This is a genomic window from Arthrobacter sp. E70 (assembly GCF_058266945.1).
Window position 1 is genome coordinate 192512 of sequence record NZ_JBYQFR010000004.1, and the last position, 18420, is coordinate 210931.

21 protein-coding genes are annotated in these 18420 nt (G+C 67.0%); 12 read left to right on the forward strand and 9 right to left on the reverse strand.

Annotation, left to right across the window (positions count from 1 at the left end):
- Positions 1-6: 6 nt before the first annotated feature.
- Both AC3IMC_RS06510 and AC3IMC_RS06515 read right to left on the reverse strand, forming a co-directional pair.
- The gene (locus tag AC3IMC_RS06510) at positions 7-678 is read right to left on the reverse strand and encodes a response regulator (RefSeq protein ID WP_490917583.1); all 672 of its coding nucleotides are present in this window, start codon (positions 676-678) and stop codon (positions 7-9) included.
- 204 nt (positions 679-882) lie between these two features.
- Complete coding sequence (locus AC3IMC_RS06515) at positions 883-1362, reverse strand: hypothetical protein (protein ID WP_490917584.1); 480 nt, start codon at positions 1360-1362, stop codon at positions 883-885.
- Between the two features lie 300 nt (positions 1363-1662).
- On the opposite strand from AC3IMC_RS06515, the gene AC3IMC_RS06520 reads away from it, so the two are divergent.
- Positions 1663-2364 carry a hypothetical protein gene (locus tag AC3IMC_RS06520; protein WP_490917585.1) on the forward strand — a complete coding sequence of 234 codons (702 nt, stop codon included), beginning with the start codon at positions 1663-1665 and terminating at the stop codon, positions 2362-2364.
- Between the two features lie 86 nt (positions 2365-2450).
- Here AC3IMC_RS06520 and AC3IMC_RS06525 read toward each other — a convergent pair whose 3' ends face one another.
- From AC3IMC_RS06525 to AC3IMC_RS06535, 3 genes are all read right to left on the reverse strand, one after another.
- Complete coding sequence (locus AC3IMC_RS06525; protein ID WP_490917586.1) at positions 2451-3527, reverse strand: tellurite resistance/C4-dicarboxylate transporter family protein; 1077 nt, start codon at positions 3525-3527, stop codon at positions 2451-2453.
- 99 nt (positions 3528-3626) lie between these two features.
- Entirely contained in the window at positions 3627-4529 is a 903-nt protein-coding gene (locus AC3IMC_RS06530) for an SRPBCC family protein (RefSeq protein ID WP_490917587.1), read from the reverse strand.
- Between the two features lie 142 nt (positions 4530-4671).
- Positions 4672-5085, reverse strand: a complete 414-nt coding sequence (locus tag AC3IMC_RS06535) for a TfoX/Sxy family protein (protein ID WP_490917713.1) — start codon at positions 5083-5085, stop codon at positions 4672-4674.
- A 237-nt stretch (positions 5086-5322) separates the two neighbouring features.
- Here AC3IMC_RS06535 and AC3IMC_RS06540 point away from each other — a divergent pair, with 237 nt between their 5' ends.
- The 6 genes from AC3IMC_RS06540 (at position 5323) to AC3IMC_RS06565 (ending at position 9618) form a co-directional block, all read left to right on the forward strand.
- On the forward strand, positions 5323-5784 hold the full coding sequence (locus AC3IMC_RS06540) for a hypothetical protein (protein ID WP_490917588.1): 462 nt from the start codon (positions 5323-5325) through the stop codon (positions 5782-5784).
- Positions 5785-5794: 10 nt separating this feature from the next.
- Positions 5795-7021: an Nramp family divalent metal transporter gene (locus AC3IMC_RS06545; protein ID WP_490917589.1), complete on the forward strand. Its 1227-nt coding sequence runs from the start codon at positions 5795-5797 to the stop codon at positions 7019-7021.
- Positions 7018-7428: a hypothetical protein gene (locus AC3IMC_RS06550; protein WP_490917590.1), complete on the forward strand. Its 411-nt coding sequence runs from the start codon at positions 7018-7020 to the stop codon at positions 7426-7428. Before AC3IMC_RS06545 ends, AC3IMC_RS06550 begins: the two co-directional genes overlap by 4 nt.
- Positions 7415-7762, forward strand: coding sequence for a PRC-barrel domain-containing protein (locus AC3IMC_RS06555; RefSeq protein ID WP_490917591.1), 348 nt, complete (start codon positions 7415-7417; stop codon positions 7760-7762). Before AC3IMC_RS06550 ends, AC3IMC_RS06555 begins: the two co-directional genes overlap by 14 nt.
- A gap of 197 nt (positions 7763-7959) precedes the next feature.
- Entirely contained in the window at positions 7960-8163 is a 204-nt protein-coding gene (locus tag AC3IMC_RS06560) for a cold-shock protein (RefSeq protein WP_015936345.1), read from the forward strand.
- Positions 8164-8700: 537 nt separating this feature from the next.
- Positions 8701-9618 (forward strand): plastocyanin/azurin family copper-binding protein, encoded by a 918-nt coding sequence (locus AC3IMC_RS06565; RefSeq protein WP_490917592.1) that lies wholly within the window; start codon positions 8701-8703, stop codon positions 9616-9618.
- Positions 9619-9693: 75 nt separating this feature from the next.
- Here the strand turns inward: AC3IMC_RS06565 and AC3IMC_RS06570 are convergent, their stop codons facing one another.
- Complete coding sequence (locus AC3IMC_RS06570) at positions 9694-10428, reverse strand: FadR/GntR family transcriptional regulator (RefSeq protein ID WP_490917593.1); 735 nt, start codon at positions 10426-10428, stop codon at positions 9694-9696.
- A gap of 190 nt (positions 10429-10618) precedes the next feature.
- Here AC3IMC_RS06570 and AC3IMC_RS06575 point away from each other — a divergent pair, with 190 nt between their 5' ends.
- Positions 10619-11164, forward strand: coding sequence for a gluconokinase (locus tag AC3IMC_RS06575; protein ID WP_490917594.1), 546 nt, complete (start codon positions 10619-10621; stop codon positions 11162-11164).
- A gap of 36 nt (positions 11165-11200) precedes the next feature.
- Positions 11201-12604, forward strand: coding sequence for a GntP family permease (locus AC3IMC_RS06580; RefSeq protein ID WP_490917595.1), 1404 nt, complete (start codon positions 11201-11203; stop codon positions 12602-12604).
- A gap of 89 nt (positions 12605-12693) precedes the next feature.
- Here the strand turns inward: AC3IMC_RS06580 and AC3IMC_RS06585 are convergent, their stop codons facing one another.
- Positions 12694-12975 carry a hypothetical protein gene (locus tag AC3IMC_RS06585; protein WP_490917596.1) on the reverse strand — a complete coding sequence of 94 codons (282 nt, stop codon included), beginning with the start codon at positions 12973-12975 and terminating at the stop codon, positions 12694-12696.
- A 420-nt stretch (positions 12976-13395) separates the two neighbouring features.
- On the opposite strand from AC3IMC_RS06585, the gene AC3IMC_RS06590 reads away from it, so the two are divergent.
- Positions 13396-14226, forward strand: coding sequence for an SDR family NAD(P)-dependent oxidoreductase (locus AC3IMC_RS06590; protein ID WP_490917597.1), 831 nt, complete (start codon positions 13396-13398; stop codon positions 14224-14226).
- A 43-nt stretch (positions 14227-14269) separates the two neighbouring features.
- On the opposite strand, the gene AC3IMC_RS06595 is transcribed toward AC3IMC_RS06590, so the two are convergent.
- Positions 14270-15679, reverse strand: a complete 1410-nt coding sequence (locus AC3IMC_RS06595) for an aminotransferase-like domain-containing protein (protein WP_490917598.1) — start codon at positions 15677-15679, stop codon at positions 14270-14272.
- Here AC3IMC_RS06595 and AC3IMC_RS06600 point away from each other — a divergent pair.
- Both AC3IMC_RS06600 and AC3IMC_RS06605 read left to right on the forward strand, forming a co-directional pair.
- Entirely contained in the window at positions 15678-16604 is a 927-nt protein-coding gene (locus AC3IMC_RS06600; protein ID WP_490917599.1) for a DMT family transporter, read from the forward strand. The two genes, AC3IMC_RS06595 and AC3IMC_RS06600, sit on opposite strands and share 2 nt — an antisense overlap.
- Before the next feature lie 19 nt (positions 16605-16623).
- Complete coding sequence (locus AC3IMC_RS06605; RefSeq protein ID WP_490917600.1) at positions 16624-17253, forward strand: FMN-binding negative transcriptional regulator; 630 nt, start codon at positions 16624-16626, stop codon at positions 17251-17253.
- Here AC3IMC_RS06605 and rlmC read toward each other — a convergent pair.
- Entirely contained in the window at positions 17250-18377 is a 1128-nt protein-coding gene (gene rlmC / locus AC3IMC_RS06610; RefSeq protein ID WP_490917601.1) for a 23S rRNA (uracil(747)-C(5))-methyltransferase RlmC, read from the reverse strand. The genes AC3IMC_RS06605 and rlmC overlap by 4 nt on opposite strands.
- Positions 18378-18420: the final 43 nt, after the last annotated feature.

Here is an 18420-nt window from a genome sequence, read left to right on the forward strand (position 1 = left end):
CCGGGGCTAGTTGACGGGAATGCCGGCCGGGGCCAGCTGGCTCCGACGGCGGAAACCCAGCTTCTGCAGTACGGCGGAAACGCAGGCAGCCACGGTGTCGTCTGCGAGCGTCAGTTCCTGACCGATCTGGGGGTTGCTGAGGCCCTGCGCCATGAGCGCCAGCACGTTCCGTTCCCGCTGGGTCATGGACTCAGGCCACGCGGCGGTGGCGGTTGCGTGAAGGCCTTCTGCAGCCCATGCCCGAAGTCCCGGCCGGGGAAGGGGAGCTCCTGCGGCTGCAGTGCGGATACGGTTGACCAGTTCGTTGTTGGCCCCAACCTGCTTGAGCACGTAGCCGGATGCGCCCGCCAGGACCATTGCCCGCGCTGCATGTTGTTCATCCCAGCCGGTGAGGATCAGGCATTTAACGTGTGGCGCGGTGGAGCGGAGATCACGGCAGACCTCGATGCCCGTGCCGTCAGGGAGCCGGTCGTCCAATACCGCCAGGTCCGGGTTCAGGACCGGGATCAGCCTCGTGGCTTCGGCGGCTGATCCGCTTTCACCGGCGATCACGAAGCCGTCGTGTTCGAGGAGGTCCCTGAGCCCCTGCCGGACCAGTTTGTGGTCGTTGAGGATGAAGACCCGGACGGGCAGGCCAGGGGCGCGGATCTTGTCGGAGGGTGCTGCTGGTGTATCCATGGAGATGCTCTCGTCGGCTCGGTGCCCTCCCCGGCCACCTTCCCCGTGCAGCCGCCCCTTTGAAAGGAACTTCAGTCCATCATCCCGCACATCGCCGCCGTCGGATACCCATTCCTGGATCGGGAATAGGCGGAACGTTGGCAGGGGTGCTGCGGGCGGAGCCTGTGGTGCTGTGTTATTCAAAACGGTGCTTCCCAATGCGGTCTATGCCGCCCTCGCCCGGGGATCGGCGAGGAAGACCTCCAGTGCGTGGAACGTGGCATCTGCGTCCTCGAACGCCGGGTTGCGGTGCGGATGCAGACGGTGCAGGAGCCCGCCGTTGTGCCGGAGCCGGCGGCGGGCAGTGCCTATGGCGCGGCTGGCAAAGCTGATGTCACCCCGGTGGCGGAGCAGCGGGAAGGTCATGCCCTGCATCGACGCCAGGGCCACCGCGAGCACAGTGGCGTCCATCTGGCGGCCTGCGGCCCGGTGGCGGCGCAACTGGGCAGCGAACCCATCCCATATTTTTCGAGCCGCGACCCGCGCCACTTCCGTCCGAGCTTCGTTGTCCGGCACACCCTGGCGCAGCAGTTCATGGTGGAGGCGCTCCAACCAAACGAGCTCTTCTGCCTGTGCCGTTGGCGCCGGCGATGGCTGGGCCTGTGACGGCGGAGCGGAATGAAGGGTGAGGATGTCAGCGGGCACGCGGCGCTCCTTTCGATGCCTTCGCGTGTGGCAGCCTTCACGGCCACATGTCATTGGGGGCTTAAATGGAAAGCCGCTCCGGCCTCGAAACCTGAGGACCCGGACGGCGCCTTTACTAGGATGCCAAGCACGTCGAACCCCTCCATAGGGCTAAAGGTCCCGTATCCACGTGCCTGGCCTTGTCCGCAACCCCGGGTGGAAGGCGGGGGCTTTGTGCCCTGTTTCCGGTTCGGGGCCGGTCATAGCCTGAGTGAAGCAGTGCGGCGCACGGCCGCCTGCCGGAAAACCGGGAGGCACACGGTGAAATCGGCAAACGCAAGCATCATCGCGGGCATCGTCCTCATGGCGCTGGGTGTGCTGCTGTTGCTGGACCGGCTCGGCATCATGGACAGCGCAGCCTTTATGGCGCCGGTGGTCTTCGCAGCCGTAGGGGTCCTGTTCCTGTCCCTGTTCGTCAGGCGCAGGGAGAACTGGTGGGCCGCCATCCCCGGCTCCGTGTTCCTGGGCCTGGCGGCGGTCATCACGGCCACACAGCTCACCGGGGGCGCCTGGGGAGCAGCCTTCCTGTTCCTCTTCATGGGTGCGGGTTTCGCCGCTGTGTTCCTGCGGGAACCCGGCAACTGGTGGGCCCTGATCCCGTCAGGCGTCATGTTCACGCTGGCGGTTATCGTTGCCCTCCCGCAGGAACTGCAGGGCACGCCGACCGCCGCCGTCCTTTTCCTGGGCCTGGCGGCCACGTTCGGCGTGCTGTCCCTGGTCCCGGTCCGCGTCGATGAGGCAGCCGAGCACCCGGACCGGATGAAGTGGCCATTAATACCTGCCGGCATCCTGGCGGTGATGGGCCTGATCTTTGTCCTGCAGGCCACGGCGCTGCTCATCCCCATGGACTTCGCCGTGCCCGCCGTCATGGTCCTGGCGGGAGTCGCCCTGCTGATATACGCCTACCTCGCCCACCGCGACGGGCAGCAGATGCCACACGGCCCCGGCCCCCGGGCAGGCTGATAGACCGGTGCAGGGTTGATGGAACGGTGCAGGCGGGCGGCCCTCGGGAAGGCTGACGGCCCGGGAAGGCTGACGGCTCCGGGCGGTTAACGGGCCTCCCTCGCGGGCCGCAGCAGCGTGGCCCACAGGTGCCAGAGCATCCCGGCCAAGGTGGCGAGGAACGCTGCCAGCGCGAGCCAGAGCTCGGCCCGGCCGATCGCTGCCACCAGGGGCAACTGGTCCGCCCGGCCCAGGTAGATTCCGGCCACGGCGTACATCCCGAGGGGGAAGATGACGCTCCATAGACCGGGCTCGTAGGACAAGGGAACGCGGTGGAGCACATGCCGCCACCACCCGGCCGCGAGCAGCACCGGAAACAGCCACGAGGCGAAGGCCCAGAACACCACAGAGGCGCCGGCCACCAGTCCTCGGGTTGCGTCCACCATGGGCGCGCCCGCCATCTCCACGATCCGTGCTCCGGCCAAGACACTGATGGCCATGGCGCCCATGGCCACGAAGTACTGCGGGCGCAGATCCTCGGGGCGGATCGGGTAGGTCATCAGCCGCAGCGAAACGAAGATGCCCACTGCGGCGTAGAGGATGAGGCCCACCGACCAGGCCACGACGGCGGCGAGCGCCAGGGGTGCGCGCCAGTCAGGTCCCGCGAGCGGTTCGATGGAAGCCGCCGCCACCGCCACCGACTGGCTGGCCACACACCAGATGAACCAGGTGCCGTTGGCATCCTTGACAACGGGCCGTTCCGCGCGGCCCAGCACGGCCGTCCACGGGATGACGTAGCCAAGCACCACCCAGGCGAGCGCCGCGACGGCCAGGAGTACCGCCGTCGCGCCCGGCCACCCCGCCATCCCAAGCCGCACGCCGAGCACGTTGGTGCCGGCAATGAAGGTGAAGAAGCCGAATGCCCGCCCGGGATCCAGGAAGTCGCGGCGCATGTCGGCCGGGAACCGGGCGAGGCGGAACAGGCTGAGCGCGAGGATCACGGCGTAGGAGACCGCGCAGACTGCCAGCAGCCCTACGGAAAGGACATGGAAACCTTCGAGTTCAAGGCCCACCGAGATGATGCCGCTGGCCATGGTGAGGGCGAAGTATCCCGGGGTCAGCGTTTGCACCGCCTCGCTGGCCCGGGAGCGCAGGGAGATCCGGACAGCGTCGGCGGTGTTCATGCCACCAAGCTTAGGGCTGCCGCCCGTCCGCGAGTTGGCACTTCACCGCCGTCGCCGGCGGCAGGAACATGGCCGGTAAATGCCATCTCTCGGGGCTTCTCAGGCAGTGCCGGCGGCGGCCTCCGCCTTGGCTTTGATGCCGGCCAGTTGTTCCGCCTGGCTGTGTTCGGACATCTTGATGACCAGGGCATCCACGGCGGCCTCCGCCATATTCCGGGGCACCACGTCCGACCTCATGTCGAGGCGGGTGCCGCCGTCAACGGGCGCCACCTCCACCCTGAAGACGGGACCCAGGGCAGCCTTTGACGTGAAGTACTTATTGGGAACGAACTCGGTGTACTCGTGCGTCGTCTTGAGGGGGATACCCAGGACCTTCCAGGCCGCCTGGAAAGTGGTGCCGACGCCCCCAGGGGTGGTCATGAGATCGGAGATGTGGACGTCCGGTCCCAGCCAGACGCGGGGATCCTTCACGAGGTCGAACACCTGTTCCACCGGCGCGGCGATGGTGATGCCGCCAGACCACGTCAACGTCTGGCCGGACACGGCTTCTGCGGCCTCGGGGACGGCCTTCTTTCCGGTCTCGATGAGGCTTTTGACGTTGGCCACCATGCCCTTGATGTCGTCTTGGCTGATGCGGACAAAGAGCGCCTGCGCCGGGACCCGGACCAGCGGGGCCTGGATATCCAATGCTGACTCGACCGTCAACGCGGTGCTGCTGCCCGCCGGCTCCAGGGTGAAGGTAATGACGGTTCCGAACGACCTGGAAACGATGCGCTTGTTGGGCACCACCTCCTGGTACTCGTGGGTGATATGCGTCGGAATGCCCCACGCCTTCGCGGACCACCGGGCAGACGTGCCCACGCCCTCCGGCCTGATGTCCAGCTGGGTGACCTCGCTCTCCCCGGGAAAGGCCTTCATCCAGTTCGTCGGGTCGCTCAGGAAGGAGAACACCTTGTCCACGGGGGCGTTGACGGTGGTGCTTTCTGTAACGCTCCTGGTCATATCTTCCATCTCCTTTCGGGCAGGAGTTCCGGCGTCTGCTCCTGCCGTTCCAGTGCAGTCCCAAAGGAGGTTCGGAAACAGGGGAAAAGGTCCCGCCAAGCCCCCTTATCTGAAAAGGGGGAATGCAGAAGGTGGATTCTGGTTACTCCGCCGCCGGGCGGTTTCCGGTACCGGGCCTGCCCGCTTTGGCGGAGCGGGCCTTCGGCTCCTTCGCCGGAAGTGTGGCGACGTACCCCAGCGCCTTCTCGGCCCATGCCCTGGCGCGGGCGTCGTCGCCGTCGCCTTCTTCATTCCACACTTCCGGCAGCCCCGTGTACCCGCCCATGGGACGCTCGGCCGGCCCGAACGGCACGGTCCGCTCCGAGGACTCCAGCAGTTCCTTGTCCTCGGCGGACAGCTTCACGCCGATCGTCGACCCGAAGAGCCCGGCGAACATGTTGCCGTTGACGAAGGCCCCCAGGTTGCCGAACATCGGTTTCACCACCACGCCGGGGTGATCCGGGACCACCCGACGGAAGCGCTCCTTCTCTTCCTCGGTTGCCTTGGGCATGTCCATCGCTTCATCTCCCACCAAAAAGGGTTGCGTCCGCAGATCTGGATGCAGGATATGCCTATTCCCGCTTGTGGTCGAGGAAGCGGGCGCCACTGCGGGACCGGAAGAAAGTCGTGCCTGAACAGGTCAAACATTCAGAAGGAGTGCTATATATAGCTCAAGGCAACTATTTTTTGGGCTGCCCTGCCACAGGTTATTGATCCGGGTGCCGCCCGGAGGCTGGAGGCAAAGGTGCTGAACATGCCGGGCCCGGCCTCCGCTGCCAGCAGGAAGCTCCTGGCCGCCCTGGCACTTGCCGCGCTCGCCTTCCTCACCGCGTGCACCGGCGGCACCAGCGAAGCGGTGGCGACGGCGGCAAAGGACAGCTCCTCCGCGGTCGCCACCGCGCGCCTCGCCCTGCGGCAGGACATGGACGGAAAGCTGACCCGGGCCGCAACCTCCACCACCCTCGACGACGGGCTCAAGGAAGTCCAGACCAGCCGCGGCACCGTCCTGAAGCTCTCGCCCGCCACCCAGGGGGACCGCGAGACCCAGAAACAGGCCCTTGACGTGCTGGACCAGTGCGCAGCAGGTTTCGCCACGGCCCGCGCCGCACTGTCAACGTCCGACGGCGGCACCCCCTCCCTGGCCGACGGTGACACGGCGCTCGCAGCGGCCCAGGACGCCCTGGACCAGCTGGCCAGGAAGGTGGGATCCACATGAAGGCTGAGCAGTGAAGCGGCTCCTGGGCGTCGCACTGGGAATCCTCACCGCCATCGGCGGGTTCGTGGACATCGGCGACCTGGTGACCAACGCCGTCGTCGGCTCACGCTTTGGCCTGTCCCTGGTGTGGGTGGTGGGTGTTGGGGTAGTGGGGATCTGCCTGTTTGCCAACATGTCCGGCCGGGTGGCCGCCGCTTCCGGCAGGGCCACGTTCGAGGTGATCCGGGAACGGCTGGGCGCGCGGGCCGGGCTGGCGAATCTTTCGGCGTCGTTCCTGATCAACCTCATGACCGTCACTGCGGAAATCGGCGGCGTTGCCTTGGCCCTCCAGCTGGCCAGCAGCGTGAATTACCTGCTCTGGATCCCGGTGGCGGCCGTGGCCGTGTGGCTGGTGATCTGGAGGGTCAAGTTCTCCATCATGGAGAACGTCACCGGCCTGCTGGGACTGACGCTGATTGTGTTCGCCGTGGCGCTGTTCATGCTCAAACCGGACTGGGGGTCCCTTGCGGGACAGCTGGCCCCCGGTGTTCCGGAGCAGGAGACGGTCTGGACCTACAGCTACTACGCCATCGCACTGTTCGGTGCTGCCATGACGCCGTACGAGGTGTTCTTCTTCTCCTCCGGCGCCGTGGAGGAAGGGTGGAGCATCAAGGACCTGGTCCAGTCCCGGATCAATGTGCTGGTCGGCTTCCCGCTCGGCGGCCTCCTGTCCGTCGCCATCGCCGGCTGCGCCGCCGTCGTGCTCCTGCCCGCGGGTATCGCCGTGACCTCGCTGTCCCAAGTGATCCTTCCCGTGGCCGAAGGCGCCGGAAAGCTCGGCCTTGCGTTCGTCCTCGTGGGAGTGGTGGCCGCAACCTTCGGTGCCGCCCTGGAAACCACGCTCTCCAGCGGCTACACCCTGGCCCAGTACTTCGGCTGGTCCTGGGGTAAATTCCGCCGCCCCGCCCAGGCGGCGCGCTTCCACGTGGCCATGATCGTCTGCCTGTTCGTGGGCATCGCGGTCCTTGCCACCGGCGTAGACCCTGTGCTGGTGACCGAATACTCCGTGGTTTTCTCCGCGATTGCGCTGCCCCTGACCTACCTGCCGATCCTCATCGTGGCCAACGATCCGCAGTACATGGGCAAGCACGTCAACGGCCGGGCGGTGAACGTGCTGGGGATGGTGTACCTGGTGGTCATCCTGGCGGCGTCCTTGGCGGCGGTACCCCTCATGATCGTGACAGGAGCAGGCTCATGACTTCCTCCAGTGCCCCACTGGTTCCCGCACCGCACCCGTCCGGGCGAACCCTGGACGCGCAGCTGCACCTGATGGACCGGCAGGTCCTGGATCACGACGGCGTCCCGGTCACCACCGTGGACGACCTCGAGTTGAGCGGGCCTGCTCTGGACGAGGAGATTCCGCCCGGCACCCCGGCCCCGGTCCTCACGGCACTGCTGACCGGCCCCGTCCTGGGGACACGCATCTTCGGCGGCAGGCCGCCGTCGGCCCGGCTGATCCGCATCCCGTGGGAGGACGTGGCCGAGGTGGACGTGGTCCTGAAGCTGGGGGTCAGCGGCGAGCACCTGGACGCCGGCTGGGTGGAACGCTGGATCCGCGACAAGATCATCGCCCACATCCCGGGAGGCCGCCGTGATCCTCGGTGATCTGCTGGGTACCGCCGTTCAGGATGCCGACGGCGGGCGGCTGGGCCGCGTGGCCGACGCCCGGTTCGTCCTGGACGGCACTCCGCGCCAGCTGCTGGCGGAGCCGCGGCTGCTGGGGCTGGTGGTCAGCCCGCACAGCGTTGCCTCGTTCCTGGGCTATGAGCGCACCGGCCTGACCCAGCCCTGGCCGCTGGCGGCACTGCTGCGCTGGCGGCACCGCGGTTCGTTCCTGGTGATGTGGGAGGACATCGCCATGATTGGCGCCGGTTCAGTCCGCCTCCGGCCAGGATTCACCCGGTATAACCCGGCGCTGGACGACCAGGGGCAGGAGTAGCCGGGCTGTGGGGCGTGGTATTGCGCGGCAGCAATCTCCTGTAGTGTGGAGACTGTTGTTGTGTTTATGCAGTTGGTAGTTCAGGCAGTACGCGCGGTCGAAAGTCCGTGTTCTTCTGAAGTAGCGGTTTTTGAACACCCCACGCCGGAGGGCCCGAAAGTCGGGAGACTCCCTCCACCTTCACGAAGGACAAAATAATGGCTACTGGTACCGTCAAATGGTTTAACGCTGAAAAGGGCTTCGGCTTCATCTCCCCGGACGACTCCTCGCAGGATGTCTTCGCGCACTACTCCGCGATCAACTCCTCCGGCTTCCGCTCCCTCGAAGAGAACCAGAAGGTTTCCTTCGACACCGAGCAGGGCCCCAAGGGTCCCCAGGCCACCAACATCCAGGCTCTCTAATTCCTTAGAGTTCCGGGACCGTTAGGTTTCCAAGCAGGGCTTGCCGTTCATCGGCAGGCCCTGCTTTTGTTAACCCGTCCCAGCCATAACCGGCTTGTGACCGCATAAGCGGCCCCGGGCAGCAGCGGTTATGCGGTCATGGGCCGGTTCTGCGGTCCGGGGGCGCCCTCAGGCCGGGGCCGGTAGTCCGTGAAACGGGGATGCCTTGTCTCGACAAAATTCAGTTGAAGGAGCAAGCTAAAGGTGCGTCCGCCTTTACGCGTCCTGATACCCCGCGTAGCGACGGCGTGTGGAATAAAATCCAGCCCTGCGCGCACCAGTTGGGGTGGTGCAGGTCCGGCATGAGAGTGCCGGTTCCGGCGCCCCTGCGGCAAACAGCACGGGCGGCCGGTATCTTTACCGAAAAAACTGTGGCCGTCTCGGCCCATCACGCAATGTGCTGAACGGCCAAAGCCGTGTGCACCGGCCACCGCGGCCGGGCGCATCCGAGAAAGCATTGCTATGAAGCACATGTGGGGAATCAATCCCAGATTCAGAATGCTGGCGTTTATTGTTTCAGTCGCAGTTGCGCTGCTGGCTTCAGTAGCCGCAGCGGTCCCCGCCTCGGCGGACGGGGGTGGCCACCGGACCTGGACGGTGCTGGTGGGATCCGAGTCCCGCGACCAGGAGATCCAGGGCATGGCTTTCCTCCCCTCGGAGATCTACATCAATGAGAGGGACAGCATCAGGTGGGAGGCGAACTCCGCAGAAATCCATACCGTGACATTCCTGGCTTCAGGGCAGTCACTGCAACCATTCAATCCGTTCAATCCCGATGAGTTACTGAAGCGCGGAGGGAGCAGTTACGACGGGCATTCGTACTACAACTCCGGCCTCCTGGCCAATGTGGACGTCCCTGGCTTCCCTGACGCGAGGAGCTACACCCTGGCGTTCCCGCGGGAAGGCGATTTCACTTACTACTGCCTGGTCCACGGCATGATGATGAAGGGCACAGTGCATGTCCGGGAGCAGGGCACGAAATACCCGTACAGCCAGGCTGACTACGACAAGTCGGCGAGGGCGCAGGAGCGGTCCATCCTCCGGGACGGGCACCAGCTTGATGCCGCCCTGGCGCAGCAGGCCAGCAACCATCGGGTCATCGCGGGCGGTGACGACGGCGTGGCGATGGTCATGCGCTTCGTCCGGTCCACCGTCACGGTGCACGTGGGCGAGACCGTCGTCTTTGCCAATACCGGCATGGGCGCTCCCCACACTGTCACGTTTGGCACCGAACCGGCCAACATCTTCGCCCCGTCCGGCGACCGGTCCCACTTCACCGGGGGAGACCTCAACTCCGGAATCATGTGGCCCGGCGATGAGTTTGCAGTGACGTTCCAGGCAAAGGGAACGTTTGAGTACATCTGCGCACTGCATGACTACATGGGCATGCTGGGCAAGGTTAAAGTCGTCGACTGACGCCATTTTCAGAGACGGTCCGGTTGGGGTTGCCCCGGCCGGACCGTTTGCGTTTCGCCGGACCAGTGCAGGGGGTCAGTGCAGCCCCATCGCCTCGCGCACCTCGTCGAGGATGTGGTGCATGGCCCGCTCCGCCACCGCGGTATCGCCACGGGACACGGCGGCGGCAACATCCTCGTGCGCCTGAAGCGCCTCCTTGCGCGGCTTGAACGGCATGAGCCCCTGCTGCGTCCGGCTGGTCAGGACCTCCGCCACCATGCCTTCGAGGGCGCGGAACATCTCGTTGCCGCAGCTCCGGAGCAGCAGTTGGTGGAAGGCAATGTCCGCTGCCAGGAAAGCCTGGAGGTCGCCGGCCTCGCCCAGGCGTCTCAGGTCCGCGGCGAGCGAGACGAGCTGCGCACGTTCCGCAGCGCTGGCCCGGCGGGCCGCGCCTGCAGCGGCAATGGGCTCGACGGCGATGCGCAGCTCCGTGAGGCTGCTGTACTGCAGCTCCCTCCGGTCCGAGGCCAGCCGCCACCGCACCAGCTTCGGGTCAAAAACGTTCCACAGCGCAGGCTCCTGCACCACGATGCCAACCCGCCGCCGCGAATAGACCAGGTTCATCGACTCCAGGACCTTCATGGTGTCCCGGGCCACCGTGCGGGAAACTCCATACTCCTGTTGCAGCCCTTCCAGCGTGAGCCGGCTGCCCGGGGCAAGGCTGCCGGCTGCGATGGCTATCCCCAGCGCATCAACAACCCGGCCCTGCATCGCAGGCGACAACCCGCCGTCCTGCGCTTCATCGCCGTCCTGGACTGTCGCCGTCGACATTTTCTCCCCGTTCCGTTACGCGCCGCTGCGCCTCCCCAGAATACCCCCTGGAGCAGTAAAGGTATGACTTGTGACACGCAAAGATAGTATCTATAGCCCAAAAAGGTGATACCTTATCGCTTGGCTCCGTCAAGACCGGGCCGCAGCGAGCTTCTTCGAAAGCCAAAGACGTCTTCTCCGGAGGTATGACATGCAGTATCCAGCCACGCATCTTGTGGTCATGGGCGTTGCCGGTTCCGGCAAATCCACCCTGGCAGCGGCCCTTTCCGAACAGCTGGGCTGGGCCTGCGCGGAGGCGGACGAATTCCACCCAGCCACCAACATCGCCAAGATGTCCCGGGGCGTTCCCCTCCAGGACGAAGACCGCTGGCCGTGGCTGCAGGAGATCCGTGATTGGATGACAGCCCGCGCGGTCGATGGCCAGAGCACCGTGCTGACCTGCTCCGCACTCAAGCAGAGCTACCGGGAACTGCTTTCCGGTGCCGAAGGGCGGGTGGTCTTCCTCCACCTCGACGGCGGGGCTGACCTGATCAGCCGGCGCATGCAGGGCCGGGAAGGCCACTTCATGCCGCCCACCCTGCTGCCGAGCCAGCTGGCCACCCTGGAGCCGCTCACCGCGCAGGAGCTCGACGCCGGCAGCCTCCGCCTCGACATCTCGCGCTCACCCGGCGAGCTGGTTGCCGCCGTCGTGAACGCCCTCAACCTCCCCACCGGCCGGGCGCCCCGCGCCTGCTGACCCCCTTAATCCCCAACCCTGTTTCAAAGGAGAACCATGACCATCGAAGGATGGACCCAGACGCTGGGCGCAGGACCGCTGCTGCTCATCGCCGCGGCAGCGATTCTTGTGCTGCTGTTCCTCATCATCCGGCTGCGAATGCATGCCCTGGTTGCGCTGATCCTCGTCAGCCTCGCCACCGCCTTCGCCACGGGCATCCCCGCCAACAAGGTGGTGCCGGTCCTGGTGGACGGTTTCGGCACCACCCTGGGCACCGTTGCGCTCCTGGTAGGCCTGGGCGCGATGCTCGGCCGCATCGTGGAAACCAGCGGCGGCGCCAAGGTCCTCGCGGACTACCTCATCGGCGTGTTCGGTGAAAAGCGCGCCCCCTTCGCGCTGGGCCTTGCCTCGCTGATCTTCGGCTTCCCCATCTTCTTCGACGCCGGCCTGGTGGTCATGCTGCCCGTGGTCTTTGCCGTCGCCCACCGCCTGGGCGGGGGAGTGCTGCGGTACGGGCTGCCCGCCGCCGGCGCCTTCTCCGTGATGCACATCTTCCTGCCGCCGCACCCCGGTCCGGTCTCCGCCGCCGCCTTCTTTGACGCGAACGTCGGACTCGTCCTGATCGCCGGCCTGATCACTGCCATCCCCACCTGGTACGTCACCGCCTACCTCTACGGCCTGTACACCGGCCGGAAGCTCGTCCTGCCCGTGCCCGAAATCCTGGGCCATGCCAGTGCCGAGGCCGAGGCCCACCCGCCGAGGTTCCGCACCATCATCGGGCTGCTGCTCCTGCCCCTCGTCCTCATCTTCCTCAACACGGGCCTGAACACCCTCGCCTCGTCCGGGGCGCTGGACGAATCCGTCAAGAAGGAGCAGTGGTTCCAGGTCCTCCGCACCATCGGCGAAACCCCGGTGGCGCTGCTGATCGCCGTCCTCGCGGCCCTGTTCGTCCTGGGTACCCGCCGCGGCCGGGACGCCACCGCCATGGAGAAGCTGCTTGAATCCTCGCTGGGACCGGTCTGCTCCGTCATCCTCATCACCGGTGCCGGCGGCATGTTCGGCGGTGTGCTGCGCACCTCCGGCATCGGCAAGGCGCTGGCTGACGTGCTGGGCAACGTGGGCATCCCGCTGATCCTGGCAGGGTTCCTGATCTCCGCCATCCTGCGCATCGCCCAGGGCTCCGCCACCGTGGCCCTGACCACCACCGCTGGCCTCATCGCTCCCGCCGTTGCCGCGGGCGGGATGAATGGCATGCAGATCGCCGCCATGGTCATCGCCGTGGCCGCCGGCTCCGTGGTGGTCTCCCACGTCAACGACTCCGGTTTCTGGCTCGTGGGCCGCTTCTTCGGGATGGACGTCAAGACCACCCTGAAGACGTGGACCGTCATGGAGACGCTCATCGGCGTGATGGGCTTCGCCATCGCCGGAATCATCTTCCTGGTGGCCGGCCTGGCAGGCTGACGCGCCCCAACCACTCAGCAGGCAGCCCCGTCACCTGAGGTGGCGGGGCTGCCTGGTGTCTTCCTGTGCTAAGAGTCAGTCAACAGCTGTTATGGGCAGGAGAATGATCCCTGGCTCTTGGACGGGCTTTGTGTGCAGCCGCTCTGCAGGTCCTGGGGCTCAGGGCTCGTATTGGTGGTGTTGCCCTGGGTCTCTGTGGTCGAGGTGGAGCCGACTCCACCCTGGTTCTTGCCGGGGCTTGTGGTGGTGGTGCACGTGACGGTGCCCTTGTCCTTCGTACAGTTGTCGGCCAAAGGTGCCGCCACGGCGGACATCATCGATCCGCCCATCAGGAAGCCCGTGAGGGCGAGGGTCAGCAGTGTCTTGCGCATTGTCGTGTTCCTCATTTTTTGACGGCCGGGTGCTTTCTTTGCAGGGCCCGGCACGACTGGGACGGGTTCGCTGGACTGCAGTTACGAGACCTGTGCCGGTCCCAGCGGTACCCCAACTGTGTGCGTCGCCGGATGGGGCCATCGCCGCAACCCGGCTGAGTCTGGGCCATTCGGTTGCCCCAAACGGATCGGCCCGAACCCGGTGCGGTAGTGCCCGCACCTTCCACAAAAGGCAGCCAGGGCATCTCCCTAGCCCATACAAGGCGGCTGCCTGGTCAAAACACTACTGCTGCCATGCGGCGGTTGCCCTACCTAACGTATGTGCTGGCCTACCTATTTTTGCAGCGGGAACACCGGCCGCCCCGCCGTCGTTATCCCCAAAGTCACCGCCACCGGAACGAACCGACCAAAGGACACCCCTTGACTCCTCGCACCATTGTGATCACCGGCGCCAGCGACGGCATCGGAGCGGCAGCCGCCCGGACGCTCGCGAAGGCAGGGGAGCAGGTGGTCGTCGTCGGCCGGTCCGCGGAGAAGACCCGGGCCTTGGCCTCGGAGCTCGGCGTTGACCACCACGTGGCAGACTTCGCCGAACTTGCACAGGTCCGCGATCTTGCGGAGAAGCTGAAATCCAATTACCCGCGCATCGACGTGCTCGCCAACAACGCCGGCGGCATGATGGGCAAGCGGACGCTCACCGTAGATGGCAATGAGCTGACGTTCCAGGTCAACCACCTGGCGCCCTTCCTGCTCACCAGCCTCCTCATGGACACGCTGACGGCGAGCCAGGCGAAGATCATCAACACCGCCAGCCACGCCAACTTTCACGGCAAGCTGGACCTCTCCGACCTCAACGCCGATCACGGCTACAGGACCTACCGTGCCTACGGCACCGGCAAGCTCGCCAACATCCTGTTCACCTCGGAGCTGCACCGCCGGTTCCACGACCAGGGAATCACGACGGCGGCCTTCCACCCGGGAGTGGTCCGCACCAACTTCGCGGCGGACTCCACCAGCCCCTTCCGGCATGCCTACAAAACGCTGCTGAACCGCTTCATGCTCAGCCCGGACCAGGGTGCCGACACCTTGCTTTGGCTTATCAACGGCACCGCCGGCACCGACTGGATCTCCGGCGCCTACTACGCCAAGCGCGCCCTGGCCAAGGCCAACCCGCAGGCCTACGATGCCGAGCTGGCGCGTGGCCTGTGGGAGAAGAGCGACCAGGGCGCTGCGGGTACCGCAACTGCCTAAAAGTGACGCATTTCTGCCCGGCCGCCAAGGGCCAGGTCCGTCTTCAGCCCTGCCGCGCCAGGGCCTCACCGATGATCCGGGTCCCTTCCGGGTAGGCGGCCGGGTTCGGGCCGGAATAGTTGAGCCGGATGAAGGCCCCGGCAGGCTCGGCCGGAAACCACTCCGTCCCGGCTGCGATGATCACGCCGGCGTCCTCGCAGTCGCGCACCAGCCGGGGCAGGTCCGTCGCGTCGGGAAGGCGCAGCCACAGATTCAGCCCGCCCCTGGGAAGGGCATCGATGTGCGCCTGCGGGATATGCTCGCGGACGCTCGTGGCCAGCAGGTCGCGGCGGGACTGGAGCTGGTGGCGGAGGCTGCGCAGGTGCGTCTGCCATCCCGGCTGGGTGACCACGTCCACGGCAGCCGCCTGCAGCAGGCCGCTGACGTACATCGACTCCGCCGCGCGGTGGGCCAGGATGCGTTCCCGGGCCGGTCCGCGCGCGATGACCGCCGCGATCCGGATGGCCGTGGAAACGCTCTTGGTCAGCGACCGGATGTAGACCACGTGGCCGGCATCGTCCTGGGTGGCCAGCGGGACCGGTTCAGAGGTGATGCCGAAGTCGTGGGCCCAGTCGTCCTCCACCAGGAACGCGCCGTGCTGCCGCACGACCTCCAGGATCTCCCCGCCGCGGCCGCGGGACCACTGCGCGCCGGTGGGGTTCGCGTAGTTCGGCTGCGCATAGAACGCGCGGGCTCCGGATTCCGCGAAAGCCCGGTCCACGTCGGCCGGATCCGGACCCTCCGGTCCGCTGGGTATCGGCACGATCCGCATCCCCGTCTGGGTGGCGGCGAGAATCGCGCCCCAGTATGAAGGTGACTCCATCAGCAGCGGCTGCCCGGTGCCCACCAGGGCCCGGAAGATGGAGCTGAGCCCGCTTTGGCTGCCGGGCAGCACAATCACATCATTCGGCGTTGGTGGAGTGACGCCTACCGGAGTCGCCTGCCCCACCTCCTGGGCAAACCACTGCTGCAGCTCCGGCATCCCGGCGGCGGGCGGCCGGGCAAGCGCGGCGTCGCCCCGCGCTGCCCGGGCCAGCGCCGAGCGGACCAGCCGCTCGGGCAGCAGTTCCCGGTCCGGGTAGCCGGAATGGAACCAGATGGAGTCGCTGGGCACATTGCGCATGGTGCTTGACGACGGCGGCAGCGCGGACGACGGCGAGCGCAGGGCTGCGGTCTGCCAGCCATAGTCCGAAGGCCGTGCGGTCCGCACGGCGCGGACGAAGGTGCCCACGCCGGGCCGGCTCTCGATCAGCCCCTGTGTGGTCAATGCCTGCAGGGCCTTCTGCACTGTCACCGGACTCGCCTGGTAATCAGCCACGAGGGAGCGGGTGGAAGGCAGCCGCGCCCCGGGTGCGGCACTGGAAATCCACTGCTTGAGTGCCAGAACGATCCGCGCACTGCTATCGTTATTCATGAAAGAACATAGTAGCGCTACCGTCCTTCCGCGCCCAGTGGTACTGTCCCGGCCGGTGACCGGTATCTGGTGGGGACTCCTCGGCGTGGCGGCCTTCTCCTTCACGGTCCCCTTCACCCGGGTTGCAGTGCAAGGCTTGTCCCCGCTGTTCATCGGGGCCGGCCGCGCCGTCGTCGCCGCCGTCCTGGCCGCCGCAGCCCTGGCCGTCACCCGGCAAAGGCTGCCCCGGCCCCGCACCTGGGCCAGGTTGGCACTGGTGGCCGGTGGCGTCGTCGCCGGCTTCCCGCTACTGACCTCCTATGCCCTCACCGCAGTGCCTGCCGCGCACGGCGCCGTGGTCATCGCACTGCTGCCCGCGGCCACGGCAACTGCCGCCGTCCTGCGCACCGGCGAGCGTCCGCCGGCCGCCTTCTGGGCCGTGACGGTCCTTGGCTCTCTGGCCGCCACCGTGTTCGCGGTCCTCCAGTCCGGCGGAATCGGCCACCTGCACTGGGCCGACCTGCTGCTGTTGGGGGCCGTGGCGTGCGCCGCAGCCGGATATGCCGAAGGGGGACTGCTGGCCCGTGAACTCGGTTCCTGGCAGACCATCGCCTGGCCCCTGGTCCTTGCCGCGCCGGTCATGCTGCTCCTGATGCTGCTCGCCATGGCCGGCCAGCCGCCGTCGGCCACCCCCGTCCAGTGGGGCGCCTTCGCCTACCTCGCCGTAGTGAGCATGTTCCTGGGTTTCTTCGCCTGGTACCGGGGGCTGGCCATCGGTCCCATGGCCCAGGTCAGCCAGATCCAGCTGGTCCAGCCGGTCCTCAGCATCGGCTGGGCGGCGCTCCTGCTGGGGGAGCCGCTCACCTGGACCACCCTCACCGGCGCCCTCGCCGTCATCCTCTGCGCCGCGGCGGCCGTCCGCGTCCGGCTCAAACCATCCCGCTGACCTCCTGGAAGGACTTAGCATGTACATTCCCGCCCACTTCGCCGCCCGCTCCGAAGCCGTCCAGAACCTCCTTTCGAGCCCCGGCGCGGCCAACCTCATCACCGTGACGGACCAGGGACTGCTCGCAACCCTCCTGCCCTTCGCCTTCGCGCCGGACGTGGGGGAGCGCGGGGCGCTGCAGGCCCATATGGCGCGCAACAACCCCCAGTGGTCCGCGTCCCCCACCGGCGAGGCGCTGGCCATCATCCAGGGCCCGGACCACTACGTTTCGCCGTCCTGGTACGCCTCCAAGGCTGGGCACGGCCGCGTGGTGCCCACATGGAACTACAGCACGGCCCACGTGTACGGCGAGCTGGTGGTCCATGACGACGCCGGCTGGCTGGGCCGGCACGTCCGGCGCCTGAGCGACCTGCATGAGGGCGGCCGCGAGCAACCGTGGTCAGTGGACGACGCCCCGGAGAAATTCATCGCGGGCCAGCTGCGCGCCATCGTGGGCGTGGAACTGGTCGTCACGCGGATCGAGGCGAAGGAGAAGCTGAGCCAGAACCGCTCCGCCGCCGATGCCGCGGGGGTGGCTGCAGGACTGCGGGCCGGCGGGCAGGAAGCCAGCGCGGCCGCCGTCGAACGCGTCCGGCGCGGAGGGGGTTAGGCCGCCCGCTCCAGCAGGACCATCACCTCGTAGTGCGTGGTCTGCGGGAACATGTCCAGGACCCGGGCCCGCCGCGCGGTGAAGGAGGGGAGCGCTGCAAGGTCACGGGCCAGGGACTGGGCGTTGCAGCTGGAGTAGACCACGTGCTGCACATCAGAGGACTCCAGCCAGGCGCACAGTTCCTTGCCGATCCCACGCCGTGGCGGGTTGACGATCACCAGGTCCGGGGAATCCTCCGCGGCGAGCGCAAACGCGGTGGCGTCCCCCGCCTCGAACTGCAACCCCTGCAGCCCGGCTTCGTGGCTGCTGAGCCGGGCCGAGACGATGGCCTCGCTGCTGAACTCGATGCCGGTGACCATCCGGTCCGGCGCTGCGCAGTGCAGGGCGAACCCGCCCACGCCGCAGTACAGGTCCCAGACGGAGGCCGGAGCCAGCCCGTTGACCCACTCGCGCCCCTGCCGGTACAGGGCGGCGGCCATCTCCGTATTGGTCTGGAAGAAGCTTTGCGGCCGCAGGTGCAGGTTGACGTCGTTGACGTGCATCTCCAGCGTGGACTGCTCCGTCAGCAGGATTTCCCGGTCACCTTCCAGGACCGCCTTGTGTTCCGGGAGCAGGTTGACCGAAGCCACCTTCACCTGCGGCAGGGCGGCCAGCAGGTCCGGGAGGTTCCTGCGGATGCGCGGCAGCAGCTGTTCCGAGCGCAGGACCAGCCGGAGCATGATGCTGCCGTCGGGCGACTCGGTGACGATGACGTGCTTGAGTTCGCCGCTGCGCTTGGGCACGTCGTAGGGGGTGAGGCGGTTCTTGCGGATGAAGCCGGCCAGCACGGGGAAGACGGCGCGCAGGCCCGGGGAGCAGACGCCGCACTTGCGCAGGTCCACGCCGTGGCCGTCGGCGTCCAGGATGCCGACGGTGGGGTTCTGGGCTGTTCCTCCGATCACCATCTTGGCCTTGTTGCGGAAGCCGGACTCCTGGCTGGCAACCGGCGGCAGCCACTCCAGGGCGGTGTGCCCGGCGAGGAGGGTCTGGCAGTGCAGCTGCTTGCCGGCCAGCTGCTCCTCGTAGGGCCTGCCCATGTGGGTGCAGGAGCGGCAACGGCCGGCATCGAAGTAGGAACAGTGCATGACCGGACAAGTTTACCCGGTCGCCTTCCCGGCCACGGCGCGA